We start from the raw sequence: 18,688 nt of genomic DNA on the forward strand, positions 1-18,688 counted from the left end.
CACAGGAGGCCGATTCACCAATTCAGCGCTGCGGCGCGGCAGTGGGCTTGATCGGCACCGGCAGGGCGGTCTTGCCCATCAGGTAGCGATCCACGCCCGCGGCAGCGGCCCGGCCTTCGGCGATCGCCCACACGATCAGCGACTGCCCGCGCCCCATGTCACCGGCCACGAACACGCCGGGTACCGAGGTCTGGAAGTTGTTGTCGCGCGAGACGTTTCCGCGGTCGGTCAGCTCGACACCGAGCTTGGTCAGCAGACCTTCCTTCTCCGGTCCGACGAAGCCCATGGCGAGCAGCACCAGGTCGGCCTTGAGCTCGAAGTCGGTCCCTTCGACCTTCTCGAACTTGCCGGCGTTCATCTTGACCTCGTGCGCGCGCAGGCCGGTCACGTGACCGTCAGCACCGGTGAATTCCTCGGTGTTGACCGAGAACACGCGATCGCCGCCCTCTTCGTGAGCCGAGGACACCCGGAACATCAGCGGGTAGGTCGGCCACGGGGTCGAATCCGCGCGGGTCTCCGGCGGACGCGGCATGATCTCGAACTGGTGGATGTTGGCCGCGCCCTGACGGTGCGAGGTCCCCAGGCAGTCCGCGCCGGTGTCGCCGCCGCCGATGATGATGACGTGCTTGTCCTTGGCGGTGATCGGCGGCTGGCCGTTCTCGTCGAGGACGTCATCGCCGAACTGAACGCGGTTGGCCCAGGGCAGGAACTCCATGGCCTGGTGGATGCCGTCGAGCTCGCGGCCCGGGATCGGCAGATCGCGCCATGCGGTGGCACCGCCGGCCAGCACGACCGCGTCGTAGTTCAGCCGGAGCTGGGCCACCGTGATGTCGACGCCGACGTTGACGCCGGGACGGAACTGGGTGCCTTCGGCCGCCATCTGCTCCAGACGGCGGTCGATGTGGCGCTTTTCCATCTTGAACTCGGGGATGCCGTAACGCAGCAGGCCACCGATGCGGTCGGCGCGCTCGAACACCGTGACGGTGTGGCCGGCCCGGGTGAGCTGCTGGGCGGCGGCCAGTCCGGCCGGTCCGGACCCGACGACGGCGACCTTCTTGCCGGTCTGCACGTCGGGCATCTTCGGAACGACCCAGCCCTGGTCGAAGGCGTTGTCGATGATCTCGACCTCGACCTGCTTGATGGTCACCGGATCCTGATTGATGCCCAGGACGCAGGAGGCCTCACATGGGGCGGGGCACAGCCGTCCGGTGAACTCCGGGAAGTTGTTGGTGGCGTGCAGTCGCTCGATCGCGTCGCGCCACCGGTCCCGGTACACCAGGTCGTTCCACTCGGGGATCAGGTTCCCCAGCGGGCAACCGTTGTGGCAGAACGGGATACCGCAGTCCATGCATCGCGATGCCTGGTCCTGCAGGGTCTCGTGGGAGAAGTCCTCGTAGACCTCTTTCCAGTCCTTCAGGCGCAGCGGAACCGGCCGGCGGGACGGAAGCTCTTTGGAGGTGTGCTTGAGGAAACCGCGCGGATCAGCCATTGGCGGCCGCCATGATCGCCTCGTCCACATTCACGCCGGCTTGTTCGGCCTCGGCGATAGCGGCCAGCACGCGCTTGTAGTCGCGCGGCATGACCTTCACAAAGTGCTTCAACTCGTTATCCCAATCAGATAGGACCCGTTGTCCCACAGCCGAATCGGTCGCATCGACGTGGGCGGTGAGAATGCCCTGCAGCCACTCGACATCAGCGGCCTCCAAAGCTTCCAGCTCCACCATCTCGGTGTTCAGGTTCTCGCCCAGCACGCCGGCCGGGTCGTAGACGTAGGCGACACCGCCGGACATGCCCGCCGCGAAGTTGCGGCCGGTGGGTCCGAGGATGACGACCTTGCCGCCGGTCATGTACTCGCAGCCGTGGTCGCCGACGCCCTCGACGACCGCGTGGGCGCCGGAGTTACGGACCGCGAACCGCTCGCCGACCTGGCCGCGCAGGAACGCCTCGCCGCTGGTGGCACCGAAGAGGACCACGTTGCCGGCGATGATGTTGTCCTCGGCGGCGAAATCGGCCGGTGCTGCGTCGTCCGGGCGGACCACGATGCGACCACCCGACAGGCCCTTGCCGACGTAGTCGTTGGCGTCGCCGTAGACCCGCAGCGTGATGCCCTTGGGCACGAACGCACCGAAGCTGTTGCCTGCCGACCCGTCGAACGTGATGTCGATGGTGCCGTCCGGAAGCCCCTGTCCGCCATAAGCCTTGGTGACCTCGTGGCCGAGCATGGTGCCCACCGTGCGGTTGACGTTGGTGATTTTTGTTGAAAATCGGACGGGCGAAGCGGAATCCAGGGCCTCGCGGCTCTGGGTGATCAGCTGCTGATCCAGCGCCTTGTCCAGGCCGTGGTCCTGACGCGAGCTGCAGTACAGGTCCTGGTTCATGAACGCCGACTCGGGCTCGTACAGCACCGGCGTCAGGTCCAGCTTGTGAGCCTTCCAGTGCTCGGCGGCCTTGGTGGTGTCCAGCGCGCCGGCCTGGCCGACCATCTCGTTGACGGTGCGGAAGCCCAACTGCGCCATGAGTTCCCGGACTTCTTCGGCGATGAACATGAAGAAGTTCTCGACGAACTCGGGCTTGGCGTTGAACCGCTGCCGCAGCACCGGGTTCTGGGTGGCCACACCCACCGGGCAGGTGTCGAGGTGGCAGACGCGCATCATGATGCAGCCCGCCACCACCAGTGGAGCGGTGGCGAAGCCGAACTCCTCGGCGCCCAGCAGCGCGGCGACCACCACGTCGCGGCCGGTCTTGAGCTGACCGTCGACCTGGACCACGATGCGGTCACGCAGGCCGTTGAGCAGCAGGGTCTGCTGCGTCTCGGCCAGGCCCAGCTCCCACGGCGCACCGGCGTGCTTCTGCGACGTCAGCGGGGTGGCACCGGTACCGCCGTCGTGGCCGGAGATCAGCACCACGTCGGCGTGCGCCTTGGAGACGCCCGCGGCGACCGTTCCGACGCCGTTCTCCGAAACCAGCTTCACATGCACACGCGCAGCCGGGTTGGCGTTCTTCAGGTCGTGGATCAGCTGCGCCAGATCCTCGATCGAGTAGATGTCGTGGTGCGGCGGCGGCGAGATCAGGCCGACACCCGGGGTCGAGTGCCGCACCTCGGCCACCCACGGGTACACCTTGTGCCCCGGAAGCTGGCCGCCTTCACCAGGTTTCGCACCCTGGGCCATCTTGATCTGGATATCGGAGCAGTTGGTCAGGTAGTGACTGGTCACACCGAACCGGCCGGAGGCCACCTGCTTGATGGCGCTGCGACGCCAGTCGCCGTTCTCGTCGGGCTCGAAGCGGTTGACGCTTTCGCCGCCCTCACCCGAGTTCGACCGGGCGCCAAGGCGGTTCATCGCGATGGCCAGGGTCTCGTGCGCCTCGGCCGAGATCGAGCCGTAGCTCATGGCGCCGGTGGAGAAGCGCTTGACGATCTCGGCGGCGGACTCGACCTCGTCAATCGAGATCGGCTGGCGCACGGCGTCGTCACCGGTACGGAACTTCAGCAGGCCGCGCAGCGAGGCCATCCGCTCGCTCTGGTCGTCGACCAGCGCGGTGTACTCCTTGAAGATCGAGTACTGACCGGTGCGGGTGGAGTGCTGGAGCTTGAACACCGTGTCCGGGTTGAACAGGTGGTACTCGCCCTCACGGCGCCACTGGTACTCGCCGCCGACCTCGAGCTCGCGGTGGGCGCGCTCGTCGGGACGGTCCAGGAAGGCCAGCGAGTGACGGGCGGCGACGTCGGCGGCAATGTCCTCGAGGTCGATACCGCCGACGGGGCAGCTCAGCCCGGTGAAGTACTGGTCGAGCACGCCCTGGGAGATGCCGATGGCCTGGAACAGCTGCGCACCGGTGTAGGAGGCCAGGGTGGAGATGCCCATCTTGGACATCACCTTGAGCACGCCCTTGCCGGCGGCCTTGACGTAGTTGGCCTTGGCTTTATCGCTGCTGATTCCGGCGATCACGCCCCGGTCGACCATGTCCTCGATCGACTCGAACGCCATGTACGGGTTGACCGCGGCGGCACCGAAGCCGCACAGCATCGCCATGTGGTGCACCTCGCGGGCGTCACCGGCCTCGACCACCAGGCCGACCTTGGTGCGCGTGCGCTCGCGGACCAGGTGGTGGTGCACCGCGGCCACGGACAGCAGCGACGGGATCGGCGCCATGGTCTCGTTGGATTCGCGGTCCGACAGCACGATGATGCGGGCGCCCTCGCGGATCGCCTCCGAGACCTTGGCGCGGACGTTGTCCAGCGCTTCTTTGAGTCCCTGTCCGCCCCGGTTGACCGGGTACAGGCAGCGGATCACCGCGGCCCGCATGCCGTGCTTGTGGCCCCGGACCTCGTGGTCGGGATCGACGCAGATCAGCTTGGACAGGTCGGCGTTGCGCAGGATCGGCTGCGACAGCACGATCTGCCGGCACGATTCCGGACCGGGGTTGAGCAGGTCGCCTTCGGGTCCGATCACGCCCTGCAGGCTGGTGACCACCTCTTCCCGGATGGCGTCCAGCGGCGGGTTGGTGACCTGGGCGAACAGCTGCTGGAAGTAGTCGAACAGCATCCGCGGCCGCGCCGAGAGGATGGCGACCGGGGTGTCGGTGCCCATCGAGCCCAGGGCCTCGGCACCGGTGCGCGCCATGGGCGCCACCAGCAGGTTCAGCTCCTCGTAGGTGTAGCCGAAGATCTGCTGGCGCAGCACCACGCGGTGGTGCGGCATCCGGACGTAGTCACCCGGCGGCAGCTCGTCGAGCGGGAACAGGCCCGCCTCGATCCATTCCTGGTAGGGCTGCTCACTGGCCAACTGAGCCTTGATCTCCTCGTCGGAGACGATGCGGCCCTGGGCGGTGTCCACCAGGAACATCCGGCCGGGCTGCAGGCGCAGCTTCTTGACGACCGTGGAGGGGTCGAGCGGCAAGACGCCGGCTTCGGACGCCATCACGACGAGGCCGTCCTCGGTCACCCAGATGCGGGAGGGGCGCAGGCCGTTGCGGTCCAGCACGGCGCCGATCACGGTGCCGTCGGTGAAGCAGACCGAGGCCGGTCCGTCCCAGGGCTCCATCAGCGAGTCGTGGAACTCATAAAACGCACGGCGGGCGGGATCCATCGACTCGTGGCGTTCCCACGCCTCGGGGATCATCATCAGCACGGCGTGGGGCAGGCTGCGGCCACCGAGGTGCAGCAGTTCGAGCACCTCGTCGAAGCGCGCGGTGTCCGACGCGCCGGGGGTACACACCGGGACGATCTTGTCGAGCCCGTCGGTGCCGAACACCTCGGTGCGGATCAGCGCCTCACGTGCGCGCATCCAGTTCTCGTTACCGGTGACGGTGTTGATCTCGCCGTTGTGGGCGATCCGCCGGAACGGGTGGGCCAGCGGCCAGGACGGGAACGTGTTGGTGGAGAAGCGGGAGTGCACGATGCCCAGCGCGCTGGTCATCCGCTCGTCCTGCAGGTCCAGATAGAACGCCTTGAGCTGTGGGGTGGTCAGCATCCCTTTGTAGACGAAGGTCTGACCGGACAGGCTCGGGAAGTACACCGTCTCGCGACCGGGGCCGTCCTGGCCCGGCCCCTTGGTGCCCAGCTCGTGCTCGGCGCGCTTGCGCACGACGTACGCCTTGCGCTCCAGGTCCATACCGGAGGCGCCGCCGATGAACAGTTGCCGGAAGGTCGGCATGGCGTCGCGCGCCAGTGCGCCGAGCGAGGAGTCGTCGGTGGGCACCTCACGCCAGCCCAGCACCTGCAGGCCCTCGGCTTCGACGATCTTCTCGACGGCTTCGGCTGCCGCGGATGCATCGCGCGATGACTGCGGCAGGAAGGCGATGCCGGTGGCGTAGCTGCCGGGTTCGGGGAGCTCGAAGTCGACCACCTCGCGCAGGAACGAATCCGGGACCTGCAGCAGGATGCCTGCGCCGTCGCCGGTGTTCGGTTCTGCACCCTGGGCACCGCGGTGCTCCAGATTCACCAGTGCTGTGATCGCCTTGTCCACGATGTCCCGGCTGCGGCGACCATGGATGTCTGCCACCATTGCCACACCACACGCATCGTGTTCATATGCGGGGTTGTACAGCCCGACCTTGTTGGGCGCCATTCCCACCTTGCCCTTCAACACGCTTCTACGAAGAAGCCGGCTCGGCGTGGGTGGCCTCCGTGCAGCACTGGACGACGGCTATGTCCCACACGCCATAAGTGGAGAAAACGATAAGGCAACTACCGGGGCAGATGCCAACTTAGCTAAGCCTAACGATACTCCGCCGGCGGCTTTTGCCCCTGACGATAGATGCGTCGCAGAAATTGCGAATCGTCCTGCAGCCCTTGACATTTCATACATTCCCACCAGAGGGGCCCCCACCCCCCATTGGGGCCATCCACTACCTCAGTCGTCGATTTTGTTTGCTGCATATTCATATAGATGCCGTTATAGTGCTGTTATATATGCGATTGAAATTTGCGGGAAAGCTTAGTCAGATTCTTAGATTTGCATCGTCAACGTCCCGAGACCCGCGCAACGCTGCGCACGCCGGCCTCGGGCCGCAGGTCGAGGCGACGTAGCGACTGCGCATTGAGTGCCACGACAACCGTCGACGCTGACATCAATATCGCCCCGACGGACATCGGCATTACAAAACCGAGCGGAGCGGCCACGCCGGCCGCCAGCGGGACCGAGATCAGGTTGTAACCCGCTGCCCACCAAAGGTTTTGCTTCATCTTACGGTAGGACTGCCGGGACAGCTCGATCACCGAGAGCACCGATCGCGGATCCGAGCTCGCCAGAATGACACCCGCCGAGGCGATGGCGACATCGGTGCCCGCGCCGATGGCGATGCCGACGTCCGCTGCGGCCAGCGCGGGTGCATCGTTGACGCCATCGCCGACCATGGCCACCTTCAAGCCTTCGTGCTGGAGTTCGGCAACCTTGGCGGCCTTGTCTTCAGGCCGTACACCTGCGAATACGCGGTCGATACCCAGCTCAGAGGCCACCGCGGAGGCCACTGGAGCGGCGTCACCAGTGATCATCACCACTTCGATGCCCAGATCGTGCAGGGCGTCGACGGCCTGCCGGGATTCCGGCCGGATCTCGTCGGCCAGCGCCAGGGCACCGACCGGCTCCCCGTCGACCAGTACGTGCAGCACGGTGGCGCCGGCCCAGTGTGCGGTGCCCGCAAGGGCGGCTTGCCCGGCCTGTTCGAGCAGTGCCGGCCCGCCGACCCGCACCCGCTGTCCACCGACTAGTGCGCTGACCCCGACCGCCGGCGAGGAGCTGAAGTCGGTTGCCGGAGGGACGTCGAGGCCGCGGTCCTGCGCCGCAGCGACGATGGCGCGGGCCAGCGGGTGTTCGGAATCCGCCTCGGCGGCCGCGGCCAACGCCAGCACGTCGTTCTCCGGGCGGTCCGTGACCGCCACCGCGGTGACGGCCGGCTCACCCTTGGTGAGGGTCCCGGTCTTGTCGAACAACACCGCGCCGACAGTGCGCATGGTTTCCAGCGCCAGACGATCCTTGATCAGCACCCCGCCCCTGGCGGCCCGCTCGGTCGCGATGGACACCACCAGCGGGATGGCCAGCCCCAGAGCATGCGGGCACGCGATGACCAGCACCGTGATCGTGCGGACCACCGCCTGGTCGGGTTCGCCCAGCAAGGTCCACGCCAGCGCGGTCAGCAACGCTGATCCCAGCGCGAACCAGAACAGCCAGCCCGCGGCCCGGTCGGCCAGGCGCTGCGCCCGCGACGAGGAGTTGATCGCCTCGCCGACCAGCCGTTGGATGCCGGCCAGCGCGGTGTCGTCGCCGACGGCCGTCACCCGGATCCGGAGTCCGGAGTCGGTGGCGACGGTGCCCGCGACGACGTCGTCACCCATGCCTCGGCGCACGGTCCGCGACTCTCCGGTGACCATCGACTCGTCCATATCGGCGGCACCGTCGACGATGCGGCCGTCGACGGGCACACTGCCGCCCGGCCGGACGATCACCAGGTCGCCGACCTGTAGATCCGCCGGGGCCACGGTCACCACCTGCTCGGCATCGCCATCGTTCTCGACGCGCTCGGCCTCGTCGGGCAGCAGCGCGGCCAGCGAGTCGAGTGCGGAGGTGGTCTGGGCCAGCGACCGCATCTCGATCCAGTGGCCCAGCAGCATGATCACGATCAGCAGCGCGAGCTCCCACCAGAAGTCCAGTTGGTGGTGCAGCACGCCGAGGCTCGCACCCCACGACGCGACGAAGGCGACCGTGATCGCCAATCCGATCAACAGCATCATTCCCGGTGCGCGCGAACGTATTTCACTGACGGCGCCGGTCAGGAACGGTCGGCCGCCCCACACGTACATGACCGTGCCGAGCAGCGGGGAGATCCAACGCGCTCCGGGGAAGTCCGGGAGGTCGTAGCCGAGGAGCATCGCGAACATCGGCGAAAGCGCCACCGTCGGTACGGCGAGGGCCGTCATGACCCAGAACAGGCTCCGGAACTGGGCGACATGGTCGCCGTGGCCCGCATGCCCCGTGTGACCGGTGTGTTCGTGCTCGTGCATCGCGTGTTCGGTCGTGGTCATGTCGCCACTGTATACCCCTAGGGGGTATCTGGCTACCGTGATGGGCGTAACTGTTGACGGCGATGCACTATCCGCTGAACACCCCGCTGGGCCGCATGGGCGTACAAACCCTTGAGGAGAGCCCGAACCGCTGCGTGGCCTCCATACCCGTGGGCGGTCTACTCAATCCGCTGACGCACGTGCCGACGCTGGCCCCACTGGCGATGCTCGTCGACCACATCGGCGGCCTGGCCAACCACCTCCGCCGCAATGACGACGAGTGGACGGTGTCCAGCGAGCTGGCCATCGAGCTCATCCCGCACGCGCTTGAGCTCGTCACGGCGGCGCCCGAGGAGCCGGTGGTGGCGACTGCGCGGCCGTTCGGCCCGAAGGGCACGGGTTCGTTGAGCCTCTCCGAGTTGACGCATGGCGGCCAGTTGATCGGGACGGCAACGGTGCGGTCCTTCCACATCCACGCCCCGGGGCACGTCGTCGCGTGGCCCTCCGAGTCGACGGAGGGAACGCCGCCCGCCGCACTGGAAGACCGCATGTCGGTCGAGGTCGCCGAGACCGGCGGCCGGACCGCGGTGTTACGGCAGCTGCCGGATCCCGTTGTCAACAACAGCATCGGCATCGTGCACGGCGGGGTGTCCGCGGCGGCACTCGAACTCGTGGGCTCCGCCGCTCTCAGCGACGGGACCGGTGCGCCCTGGCATACCGCGTCATTGCGGGTCAACTATCTGCGCCAGTTCCGCGGCGGCAACGAATCCCGTTATGAAGCACGGGCATTGCGTACCGGTCGAAGTTCCGGGGTAGCCGACGCTCAGGCCATCAGTGACGACGGCACGGTCGCCCTGGTGGCCCGGCTGACCGCGTACCGCTGATTTCGGCGCGGCAACGTAAATTTCACTCTGTAATCAATTTCACAACAACGATGCTGCCATTGCGCACTGGCGTGAAACCCTCCGGATGAACCACATCTACGGAGGAGTTCGCCATGAGTACGCCGACAATGTCACATCGATTGGCAGCCGAATTCATCGGGACGTTCTGGCTGGTCCTGGGCGGTTGCGGTAGCGCGGTGTTCGCCGCGAAGTTTCTCTCCGACGGCTTCTCCGTGGGGATCGGTTTCCTCGGGGTCGCCCTCGCGTTCGGCCTGACCGTGCTGACCGGCGTGTACGCCTTCGGCACCATCTCGGGCGGGCACTTCAATCCGGCGGTCACGCTGGGCGCCGCGCTGGCCCGCCGGGTCGAGTGGGCAGCCGTTGTGCCGTACTGGATTTCACAGGTCGTCGGCGGTTTGGTGGCCGGCCTGGTGATCTATGTGATCGCCAGCGGCAAGGACGGTTGGTCCGCCACCGGGAACATGGCCGCCAACGGTTACGGCGAGCACTCCCCCGGCGGATACTCACTGGCCGCGGTCCTTCTCGCCGAGGTGATCCTCACCGCGGTGTTCCTGCTGGTCATCTTGGGTTCTACTGATGACCGCGCGCCGAAGGGCTTTGCCGGCCTGTCGATCGGGCTCACTCTGACGCTGATCCACCTGATCTCGATCCCGATCTCCAACACCTCGGTCAACCCGGCCCGTTCCACAGCGGTCGCATTCTTCAACGGCAATGGCGCGCCGGCGCAGCTGTGGGCGTTCTGGCTGGCCCCGCTGGTCGGTGCGGCCATCGCCGGTGTGGCCTACCCGCTGTTGTTCGGTGCGCCCGAGAAACTGGCCGAGCGACCGGTACGCGACGACGCCTTGGACCAGCCGCGCGATCGCTAAATCAGGTCAAGTGGTCGAATTCACCACTGACCCAACGAATATGGGTCTCGGCTGACCGGTGCACTACATCCTTGGCGGCGCTGTTTATCTCATCGCCGCCAAGGGTGTAGAGCCGGTCATAGTCGTATTCGTCGAGCCGGTCCACGATCCGCCGCACCACCGCGGCCGACAGCGGGACGTGCTTGGGGAAGTTCCGTTGGAACGACACCCAGTTCCGCGCCAGTCCACCGGAGATGGTGTCCCCGACCAGCAGGGTGCCGTCGGCGGCCAGCGCCACCGAACTCCCCCGCATGTGGCCGCCGACGTGTATCAGCCGCAGTCCGGGTAGTGGTTCGCACTGTTCGTTCCACAGTTGAATCAGCGGATCCTGGGCCGGAAGCCACTCTGCGTCAAGGGCATTCACGTACACCGGCACTCCCCCGAATGCGCTGCTCCAACTGAGTTGCGCGCCGAACATGTGGGGATGACTGGCAGCGACGGCGTCAACACCGCCGAGGCCGTGAACGAGGCCGATGATCTCGTCATCCAGATAGCTCGGCGAATCCCACAGGAGGTTTCCGTGGGCGGTCTGCACCAGGAATGACCGGTGTCCGATGGCGAACTTGGGCGCTCTGCGCAGGCTGTGCACTCCGCGGCCGTGGTCGACGTGTTCGGTGTGATGCGGCTGGGCCGCGAGTTCATCCAGCGTGGTCCAGGTGCCGTGCGGCGGCAGGTCGCCGCGTTCTTCGATCGAAACCGTCTCGGAGGTCAGTATGCAGCTGCTCGCGGGTTCGGTGTCGGAATCCTGATGTTCTACACCGCATCCCGTGCAAATCCAGGTAGGCATGACCCCAGACTGGCACCTCAACCATGGTTCAGGTCAAGCTACAGTGTGCGCAGGTTCGGAATCGCCTGACGCGCCCCGAAACGCGGATTGTGCGCCAGTCCACTGGCTTCCAGCAGTCGAATGGCCCGCTGCCGGTGCGGGCGCAGTGGTTCGAGCAGTTCCACCATGGCTTCGTCATCGATCGGGTGGCCGAGGAGAGTGCGCCCCACCATCGTCGCCAGGTGATAGTCCCCCACCGACAGTGCATCGGCGTCGCCGAATGCACGCTGGACGGTTTCGGCCGTCGTCCATTCGCCGACGCCGGGCAGTGACCGCAGCGCCGTGACAGCCCGTTCGGCGGTGAGCCGCTCGAGGGCGTCGGCGCGCTGCGCGCACCCGACGATCGTGCGGGCCCGGCCCGGATCCACGTTGGCCCGGTGAAATTCCCACGACGGGATGCGCCGCCATGCCTCCGGGGTGGGCGGCACCCGCATCCCGACCGGCGCCGGTCCCGGGGCCGGGGCGCCGTACTTTGTCACCAACCACCGCCAGGCCCGCCAGGCGTCCATGCCCGAGACACGCTGCTCGATGATCGCGGGCACCAGGGCTTCAAGTACCCGGCCGCTGCGGCCGAGACGCAGATGCGGCACCCGCCGGTGGGCCTCGGCGATCGTCGGCTCGACCGGGGCAAAACCGGTGGCGTCATCGTCTGCACCCACCAGCGCCGCGAATCCGTCCAGAAACTCTGCGCTGCCGGCACCCCACGCCTCGCCGTCGACGGTATCGGGGGCCGATTTGGTGATCCGCACCGTGACCGGACCGGTATTCATCGCACTGGTGTGCCAGATCGCACCGTCGGCACCGACCCGGTTGCACGGGTCACCGCCGCCGCGCCGCCACGGGGCCAGCGTCAGGCCCGGGCTGGCCGGACCCTCGAATACGACGCTGGTTGAGGGCACCGCACCAGATTAGGCCAGGGCGATGTCCGCTTTGTCCGGGTAGAACGCCAGGTGGCCGGCGATTTCGGCGACGGCCGGATACGGCTGCTCATATGTCCAGACCGCGTCCTCAACCCCGCCGACGTGGTAATAGTTCGCCTCGCCCTTGAATGGACAGTAGGTGGTGGTGGCACTGCGGGTCAGTGTCTCAGACACCGCGTCGGCGCGGGGGATGTAATACACCGCCGGGTAGGTCGACTCCTGCAGGGTCAGGGCGTCATCGGTCTGCGCGACGATCGCGCCGCCGATGGTGACGGTGACCCGACGTCCGGTCGGGGTGATGGTGATGGGGTGGGCTGCGCTGGGCTGCAGCACCTGACGCTCGGTCATATGCGTGACAACGTCGAGGTGCCGCCACCGATTCCCACCAGGCTTCCTGGCGAGCCCAGCAGGAGCCGGGTTCACTGGGGTGATGGGAACATTGCAGAACGCGCAGTTGGGTGAGCTCGAGGTGGCCCGGATCGGTCTGGGCACGATGGGCATGTCGTTCGCGTACGGCAGCGCGGGCCGCGACGACGCCGAGTCCATCCGCACCATTCATCGGGCGATCGACCTCGGCGTCACCCTCATCGATACCGCCGAGGTCTACGGCCCGTACGTCAACGAAGAGTTGGTCGGCCAGGCACTGCAGGGCCGACGCGACAAGGTGGTGCTCGCCACCAAGTTCGGGGTGATCTCCCACACTGGCCGCGACGGCGCGGACAGCAGCCCGGCCAATATCCGCACCGCGGTGGAGGGGTCGTTGCGCCGGCTCGGCACCGATCACATCGATCTCTATTACCAGCACCGACTGGACCGAGACACCCCGATCGAGGAGACCGTCGGTGCGCTCGCCGAACTCGTCGCCGAGGGGAAGGTGGGCCATATCGGGTTGTCCGAGGTGGGCGTCGAGACCATTCGGCGGGCCCATGCGGTCCATCCGATCGCCGCACTGCAGTCGGAGTACTCGTTGTTCACCCGCGATCCCGAGGACGGGATCCTGGATGTGCTGCGCGAGAACGGTATCGGCTTTGTCGCGTACTCCCCGCTGGGACGTGGGTTCCTCACCGGGCAGATCCGGTCCATCGACGATCTGGCCGCTGACGACACCCGGCGCGACAATCCCCGATTCACCGGTGAGAACTTCGCGGCGAATCTGCGCCTCGCCGACGAGGTGCGGGCAATCGCCGACGCCTCGGGTGCGACGCCGGGTCAGGTCGCGCTCGCCTGGCTGCTGTCCCGCGGCCCCGATATCGTGCCGATCCCCGGAACCAAGCGTATCGAGCGGTTGGAGGAAAACGTTGCCGCCGATGCCGTGACGCTCAGCGCCGAGCAGTTGTCCAGGCTGGACAACCTCGCCCCGGCTGCCGGTGCCCATCACAGCGAGGCTCAGATGCGGATGATCGACCGGTAGCCCGGGACTACGATCGGCGCATGACCGCGCCTGTGAAAGCCACCGTGTCGATCGCTGCCGACCCCGCAGCGGTGTATGCACTGATCACCGACCTGTCCACTCTGGCCGCGCTCGCGGAGGAGGCGCATGCGATGGAGTGGCAGAAGGGCACTTCTGCCACTCCTGGTTCGGTTTTCAAGGGGCACAACCGCAATGGCTCCAAAGCCTGGAGCACCACCTGCACCGTCACCGATGCCGAACCGGGCAAGACATTCGCCTTCGACGTGAAGTCCCTGGTGTTCCCGGTCGCGCACTGGCGCTACGACATCGTCGCTGCCGAAGGCGGGTGCACGGTGACCGAGTCCACCTGGGATCGCCGCGCGGGCTGGTTCAAGAAGGTCGCGGGTCTGGCCACCGGGGTCCCCGACCGCGATGGTGCCAATGCCGAGCACATCCAGCTCACCCTGCAGCGGCTCAAGGAGCGCGCCGAGGCTTGATGTCCACCCCGCCTACCTCAGAAGGGTGGCGGTGGTCCGTATTTTTCGGCGAGCCAGGCTTGGTATTGGCGTTCGAATTCGAGGTCGGTGTTGAGTTCGGCGCGTAGGCGTCGTTCGGCGTTGACGCGGTCTCGGCGGTCTTGTTCGCGGGTTTGGCGGCGGGTCGGCATCCTCGCGCCCCGGTTCGGGTGGTGGGCTGGGGGTTCGGGCAGGTTCAGCTCCCCAGTGGGTTGCGCGAGGGTCGGGAACAGGCCGGCGCCGTGGGGTTCAGTGGTGTAGGTGTGCCCGGTGGGCCCGGTGAATTCGACGGTGCCATCGGGCAATTGACGGTCCGACCAGCCCGCGCAGAACGTCTGGCCACATCCGACACGGTCTCGAACATACGTTCGATTATGCCATGCGTGACCGACAACATCGGACAGATCGCAGCAGTGCATTTGAGCTCCCTCGGGGCGGCGTCCCGGTCCCGGGCAGGGCCGGCCGGAACGGGGGCACCGATGGATTCTGCTGAACATGCTTCTTTCTGCCATGAGCCGGTCAATTTCTGCCATCGGAAATTGTCCGGCTGACCTCTCGGTTTGGACAGTCATACCGGCACAGAGCGCACCAGAAAACGACAGCCGGACGAGGCAGGAAGAAGCAGGAAATGAAGAAGTTCGGATTCGCCGTCATCGCCGCCAGTGGATTGAGCGCAGGGGTTCTGGGCCTGGCCGCACCGGCCTTGGCCGCCGAGCCCGCCCACGTCGCGGCCCCCAGTGCCGTCACCGTCTCAGCGGGTGTCGACCACCTGGATTGGCTCGACCAGATCCACCCCAAGCCGATGGTTCCCAAGGTGGACAACACTGTTCGCCACAGCGGCGTCCGCTGACACCGGAAGACAAAGAGGGGCAGCCCGGAACGGGCTGCCCCTCTTCGCTTTTCATTTCCCCCCAGATCTTGCGCCCTTACGCGGTAGGGACTACTTGCTGTCGTTGCTGTCGTGCGACCCGGAGGCCCGACCCGTGCCGCCCGGCTTCTTGTTCGACGCGCCCGAAGCCGGGGAGTCGGTGCGGTCACCGGCCTTGCCCTTCAGCTTGGCCGTCACCGTGTCCTTCAACTTGGCTGCCAACTTGCTGGACGGCGTCTCACTGACGTTTGGCTTGAGCGCCGACCGAACCGCACCGGACACCGGCGAATCAACCTTCGCGACAGGCGATTTGACGGTGACAGCATCGTCCGTCGGGTCCGCTGCGAGCTTGGCGACAACGCCCGGCGCGGCGTCGGTGGCGGTATCGGCCTTGACGTTGAGCGTCACCGCATTGGTCGCTGACGTTGTCAGTGAGGGCACCGATGCCGGATCCGGCGGTGCGTTGGCGGCGGGAGCCTTGGCGGTGAGGGCCTTGGGAGCCGACACGGTGTCCAGCGTGGCCGTTGCGCCGGCCGGAACACCCAGTCCGGCACCGATCGCGGCGACAAGCTTGTTGACGCTATCCGTCAGGGAGGCGAACCCCGCGTCCAAGGTTCCACCCTTGAAAATGTTCTGCGCTCCGGGCGCCACGATGCCTGCCGCGATCAGCTGAGGAATGCGGGTGGTGAGCTGGCCGAGAAGTCCGGTCGGGCTCATGAGCCCCCCGGTCGGGTTGTTCAGCACATCGCCCACCATCAGGCCGGGAATGTTTGCCACATTCTCCAGAACACCCAGCGCATCACCCTCCTTGGCGGAGTCGACCGCACCCTGCAGCCCGTCAGCAATCGCCGTCCCAGCGCCGAGGAATGCGGAAAGCGCCGCAGTACCGACCGCGCTCAAACCGCTGCCGGCCAGCACCTTTACCGCTGCGGACATGTTCGTCAGCATGTACGCCGGGATGTTGGCGATGTTCGTCAGCGGTGTGATCAACAGGAATCCGGCGGAGACCAGCTTGCTGAAGATCGAGGTCCACGCCGCCTTGATATTGCCCTGCTGCAGGTTGCTGAGGAGCGCATCAACGAAGGCAGGGTCGGTCAGTTGGCCCCCGATCCGGTCAATGGTGGTGATCTCGGAAGTCATCGACTTGGTGATGATCTGGGCGTAGTTCAGCCAGTTGGCGGCAACCTGTTGCACGAGTGGGGCCGGCCGGGCCTGCCAGTTGTTGGCGACGGTCTGCACATTGGCAGCGGTCACCTGCAGCGCCTCGATCAGGGTCTCAAACGGATTCACCTGCGCCACAAGCTGCGTGGCTGCGGTGCTCATCTTGACGGGATCAGGGAGCTGAGCCGTCTGCGGCATCAACCCGATGGATGCTGCGGCGATAGCAGTTGCGCCGACCAGGGCGAGGCCCTTGGAGTTGCGTTGACCTGAACTGTTGGGTCGAACAGCTACGTACATTGAGCGGCTCCTTGCCGACCGAGGGGGGATGTGACCGGGACAACATACTCCCTAGTTACCGGTCGGTAACACTTGGATCCAGGAATGCGATCTGCGCCATTGCGCATATTGGCAGGTCAGGCGGCTGAAAATGTCAGCGAAAATTGATTTCGGAAAGACTCGCCATATCTGGGCGCGGATGCCGCTCAGCGGCCGGCGCCGACCTATGGGCCGATCGCTCGCTCCAACCTCAGTTCCCAGCAAACTCGATGACTCGCACCGGTCAATTCAGGGCGGCCCGCTGTTGCCGCCACGTACGGGGCGCGACGCCGAACCGCTGCCGGAACCAGCGGGTGAAGTTCCCCGGCGTGGAGAACATGAGCATGACCGAGATGTCGGTGAGCGAGTTGTTGGGATTGGTCAGGAGGTGTTTGACGAGGTCGACGCGGGTGGTATCGAGCAGCTCGGTGAATGTCGTTCCGGCGCTTTGGAGTTGACGGTGCAGAGTTCGGCGGTTGGTACCGAGGCTTCGTGCCACGTGGTCGATCGAGCACCGCCCTGCAGGCAACAGCAGCTCGATGACTTCACGTGTGCGAGAGACGATGACGGCGTCCGTCGGGTCACTCCTCGGGTTGAGGAGTTGTTGGGCGTAGGGCAGAAACTTCGGATCCGCCAGGACGTTCCTGGCGTCGAGGTCGGCCGAACGCAGGACGATGCCGTTGAAATCGCAGTCGAAGCTCACATTGTCGCCGAGCATTCGGCGATGCCGCCCCGTGTCCGACGGCCGGGGATGGCTGAAGCAGGTGGCCACCGGGTGCCAGTGATCTCCCGCGAGATCGGACAGTATCCCGACCAAAGATCCGGCAACCAATTCGATGGATTGCCTTGGCGGCCTTCCGGTTCCGATGTTCAGCTCGAGGCGGATCGTGGTGACCTCGTCGGCCTCGACCACTCGAATTTGGAGAGCTTCGTTGTACATGTGGTTGTACCGGATGAGGGTCTGCATCGCGTCGCGCAGAAGCGGTTCGTCCCTGATCACCAGGCTCAGTGGTCCGAGATTAGCCAGGTGCCGGTTCTCAGCCAGACGCAATCCGACGTCGTCGCTCTCCGAAGATGCCGCTGCATCTTCGAACACATCGGCGACCGCCCTGGCCGAGACCCACCGGTCCGGCTGACTCATGCCCATCGGATCGAGCCCGGATCGCGCGAACAGCTCTTCGACATCCACCCCGATCTCGCCGGCGAGGTCCAGGAACCCATTGAACGCGGCGTACCGCGCGAGGGGCTCACGATTTTCCATGCCGACGACTCCAAATGATCAGAAAGATGTCTCTTGGGGATAAGTATTACCACCCACCCCCGGTCTATCGTCAAAGCTGGATCGGCACCTGGCAGCCGGCGATGAGCGCGGGAAGGACGCGGCGGCGGAAGGGTTCTAGCTGGTGGCGTACGGTGTGCGATTCACTGAGACGGGCGGCCCAGAGGTGCTGCGCTGGGAAAATGTCGCTGTCGGCGACCCCGGTCCCGGCCAGGTAAAGATTCGTCACGTGACGGTGGGTCTCAACTTCGCGGATACTTATTTCCGGACCGGCCTGTACCCGGCAGCACTCCCGTCAGGCATCGGAGTCGAGGCCGCTGGTGTCGTCGAAGCCGTAGGCGCAGACGTCCAAGATGTCGTCCCTGGCGACCGAGTTACCTACACCGGAAGCCCGTTGGGCGCTTACAGCACCGAACGAGTGATGCCCGCTGAGCATCTGATCGCTCTACCCGATGACGTCGATTTCGACACCGCTGCGGCATCGACGATGCGCGGATTGACCGCCGCATACCTCCTGAGACGCATCTATCCGCTTCGGTCCGGCGACACCGTTCTGCTCCATGCCGCGGCCGGCGGTGTCGGGCTGTTGTTCTGCCAGTGGGCACATCTGTTGGGTATCAAGGTGATTGGCAGTGTGTCTTCGGACGAGAAGGCATCGGTGGCCCGGGCGCACGGCTGCGACGAGGTGATCGTGCACACCCGGGAGAACCTTGTTGATCGGGTACGCGAGCTGACCGACGGGCGCGGCGTACCCGTCGTCTATGACAGCGTCGGCGCCGCCACTTTCGACAGTTCCATCGACTGTCTCGCGCGGCGGGGCCTCCTCGTCTGCTTCGGCACCGCGTCGGGTCCGATTCCGCCGATCGACGCAATGCAGTTGGCCGCCAAGGGATCACTGTTCGTCACCCGCCCCGCCCTGGCCGACTACATCGCCGACCTCGCCGAACGTGAAGAGCTTGCCGGAGAGTTCTTCGGGCATGTCGCCAGTGGCCGGATCGCGGTCAAGATCAACCAGCGATATCCCCTCAGCGAGGCCGCGCACGCACACCGCGAACTCGAGTCGGGCCGCAGCATCGGCTCGTCGGTTCTGGTTCCCTGACG

At 66.1% G+C, this 18,688-nt stretch carries 15 protein-coding genes; 6 read left to right on the forward strand and 9 right to left on the reverse strand.

The window, feature by feature from the left end:
• Positions 1 to 22: 22 nt before the first annotated feature.
• The 3 genes from EYZ64_RS30505 to EYZ64_RS30515 all read right to left on the reverse strand — a co-directional run bounded on the left by EYZ64_RS30505 (position 23) and on the right by EYZ64_RS30515 (position 8,524).
• Complete coding sequence (locus EYZ64_RS30505) at positions 23 to 1,489, reverse strand: glutamate synthase subunit beta (protein WP_135459480.1); 1,467 nt, start codon at positions 1,487 to 1,489, stop codon at positions 23 to 25.
• Positions 1,482 to 6,071, reverse strand: coding sequence for a glutamate synthase large subunit (gene gltB / locus EYZ64_RS30510; protein ID WP_135460336.1), 4,590 nt, complete (start codon positions 6,069 to 6,071; stop codon positions 1,482 to 1,484). The genes EYZ64_RS30505 and gltB overlap by 8 nt, the downstream gene beginning before the upstream one ends.
• Positions 6,072 to 6,466: 395 nt before the next feature.
• Positions 6,467 to 8,524: a heavy metal translocating P-type ATPase gene (locus tag EYZ64_RS30515; protein ID WP_135459481.1), complete on the reverse strand. Its 2,058-nt coding sequence runs from the start codon at positions 8,522 to 8,524 to the stop codon at positions 6,467 to 6,469.
• Positions 8,525 to 8,586: 62 nt separating this feature from the next.
• Between EYZ64_RS30515 and EYZ64_RS30520 the strand changes: the two genes are divergently transcribed.
• Both EYZ64_RS30520 and aqpZ read left to right on the forward strand, forming a co-directional pair.
• Entirely contained in the window at positions 8,587 to 9,387 is an 801-nt protein-coding gene (locus EYZ64_RS30520; protein ID WP_135459482.1) for a PaaI family thioesterase, read from the forward strand.
• Positions 9,388 to 9,500: 113 nt separating this feature from the next.
• Entirely contained in the window at positions 9,501 to 10,274 is a 774-nt protein-coding gene (gene aqpZ / locus EYZ64_RS30525) for an aquaporin Z (RefSeq protein ID WP_135459483.1), read from the forward strand.
• A gap of 1 nt (position 10,275) precedes the next feature.
• On the opposite strand, the gene EYZ64_RS30530 is transcribed toward aqpZ, so the two are convergent.
• Genes EYZ64_RS30530 through EYZ64_RS30540 form a run of 3 tightly spaced genes read right to left on the reverse strand, consistent with a single transcriptional unit; the run spans position 10,276 to position 12,407 of the window.
• Positions 10,276 to 11,100 carry an MBL fold metallo-hydrolase gene (locus EYZ64_RS30530; protein ID WP_210115600.1) on the reverse strand — a complete coding sequence of 275 codons (825 nt, stop codon included), beginning with the start codon at positions 11,098 to 11,100 and terminating at the stop codon, positions 10,276 to 10,278.
• 38 nt (positions 11,101 to 11,138) lie between these two features.
• The gene (locus EYZ64_RS30535; protein WP_135459484.1) at positions 11,139 to 12,038 is read right to left on the reverse strand and encodes a DNA-3-methyladenine glycosylase family protein; all 900 of its coding nucleotides are present in this window, start codon (positions 12,036 to 12,038) and stop codon (positions 11,139 to 11,141) included.
• Positions 12,039 to 12,047: 9 nt separating this feature from the next.
• Positions 12,048 to 12,407, reverse strand: coding sequence for a DUF427 domain-containing protein (locus EYZ64_RS30540; protein ID WP_135459485.1), 360 nt, complete (start codon positions 12,405 to 12,407; stop codon positions 12,048 to 12,050).
• Positions 12,408 to 12,498: 91 nt separating this feature from the next.
• Here EYZ64_RS30540 and EYZ64_RS30545 point away from each other — a divergent pair, with 91 nt between their 5' ends.
• Together EYZ64_RS30545 and EYZ64_RS30550 are read left to right on the forward strand one after the other, a co-directional pair.
• Positions 12,499 to 13,470 carry an aldo/keto reductase gene (locus tag EYZ64_RS30545; protein ID WP_135460338.1) on the forward strand — a complete coding sequence of 324 codons (972 nt, stop codon included), beginning with the start codon at positions 12,499 to 12,501 and terminating at the stop codon, positions 13,468 to 13,470.
• A 20-nt stretch (positions 13,471 to 13,490) separates the two neighbouring features.
• Complete coding sequence (locus EYZ64_RS30550; protein ID WP_135459486.1) at positions 13,491 to 13,946, forward strand: SRPBCC family protein; 456 nt, start codon at positions 13,491 to 13,493, stop codon at positions 13,944 to 13,946.
• A gap of 17 nt (positions 13,947 to 13,963) precedes the next feature.
• Here the strand turns inward: EYZ64_RS30550 and EYZ64_RS30555 are convergent, their stop codons facing one another.
• Complete coding sequence (locus tag EYZ64_RS30555) at positions 13,964 to 14,269, reverse strand: hypothetical protein (RefSeq protein ID WP_353653698.1); 306 nt, start codon at positions 14,267 to 14,269, stop codon at positions 13,964 to 13,966.
• 323 nt (positions 14,270 to 14,592) lie between these two features.
• On the opposite strand from EYZ64_RS30555, the gene EYZ64_RS30560 reads away from it, so the two are divergent.
• A complete protein-coding gene (locus EYZ64_RS30560; RefSeq protein ID WP_135459487.1) occupies positions 14,593 to 14,814 on the forward strand; it encodes a hypothetical protein in 222 nt (73 codons plus the stop codon).
• Between the two features lie 90 nt (positions 14,815 to 14,904).
• Here EYZ64_RS30560 and EYZ64_RS30565 read toward each other — a convergent pair whose 3' ends face one another.
• Both EYZ64_RS30565 and EYZ64_RS30570 read right to left on the reverse strand, forming a co-directional pair.
• Positions 14,905 to 16,290 carry a hypothetical protein gene (locus EYZ64_RS30565; RefSeq protein ID WP_135459488.1) on the reverse strand — a complete coding sequence of 462 codons (1,386 nt, stop codon included), beginning with the start codon at positions 16,288 to 16,290 and terminating at the stop codon, positions 14,905 to 14,907.
• Between the two features lie 262 nt (positions 16,291 to 16,552).
• Complete coding sequence (locus EYZ64_RS30570) at positions 16,553 to 17,569, reverse strand: AraC family transcriptional regulator (RefSeq protein WP_135459489.1); 1,017 nt, start codon at positions 17,567 to 17,569, stop codon at positions 16,553 to 16,555.
• Between the two features lie 142 nt (positions 17,570 to 17,711).
• Between EYZ64_RS30570 and EYZ64_RS30575 the strand changes: the two genes are divergently transcribed.
• Positions 17,712 to 18,686, forward strand: coding sequence for a quinone oxidoreductase family protein (locus tag EYZ64_RS30575; RefSeq protein ID WP_135459490.1), 975 nt, complete (start codon positions 17,712 to 17,714; stop codon positions 18,684 to 18,686).
• Positions 18,687 to 18,688: the final 2 nt, after the last annotated feature.

This window comes from Mycobacterium sp. DL99 (assembly GCF_004762045.1).
GTDB lineage: Bacteria > Actinomycetota > Actinomycetes > Mycobacteriales > Mycobacteriaceae > Mycobacterium.

What these genes read in the sequence shown, in the direction of transcription:
- EYZ64_RS30540 (WP_135459485.1), bottom strand. Translation starts at nt 12,407, where the DNA reads ATGACCGAGCGTCAGGTGCTGCAGCCCAGCGCAGCCCACCCCATCACC.
- aqpZ (WP_135459483.1), top strand. Translation starts at nt 9,501, where the DNA reads ATGAGTACGCCGACAATGTCACATCGATTGGCAGCCGAATTCATCGGG.
- EYZ64_RS30530 (WP_210115600.1), bottom strand. Translation starts at nt 11,100, where the DNA reads ATGCCTACCTGGATTTGCACGGGATGCGGTGTAGAACATCAGGATTCC.
- EYZ64_RS30505 (WP_135459480.1), bottom strand. Translation starts at nt 1,489, where the DNA reads ATGGCTGATCCGCGCGGTTTCCTCAAGCACACCTCCAAAGAGCTTCCG.
- EYZ64_RS30560 (WP_135459487.1), top strand. Translation starts at nt 14,593, where the DNA reads ATGAAGAAGTTCGGATTCGCCGTCATCGCCGCCAGTGGATTGAGCGCA.
- gltB (WP_135460336.1), bottom strand. Translation starts at nt 6,071, where the DNA reads ATGGCGCCCAACAAGGTCGGGCTGTACAACCCCGCATATGAACACGAT.
- EYZ64_RS30520 (WP_135459482.1), top strand. Translation starts at nt 8,587, where the DNA reads ATGCACTATCCGCTGAACACCCCGCTGGGCCGCATGGGCGTACAAACC.
- EYZ64_RS30515 (WP_135459481.1), bottom strand. Translation starts at nt 8,524, where the DNA reads ATGACCACGACCGAACACGCGATGCACGAGCACGAACACACCGGTCAC.
- EYZ64_RS30565 (WP_135459488.1), bottom strand. Translation starts at nt 16,290, where the DNA reads ATGTACGTAGCTGTTCGACCCAACAGTTCAGGTCAACGCAACTCCAAG.
- EYZ64_RS30550 (WP_135459486.1), top strand. Translation starts at nt 13,491, where the DNA reads ATGACCGCGCCTGTGAAAGCCACCGTGTCGATCGCTGCCGACCCCGCA.
- EYZ64_RS30570 (WP_135459489.1), bottom strand. Translation starts at nt 17,569, where the DNA reads ATGGAAAATCGTGAGCCCCTCGCGCGGTACGCCGCGTTCAATGGGTTC.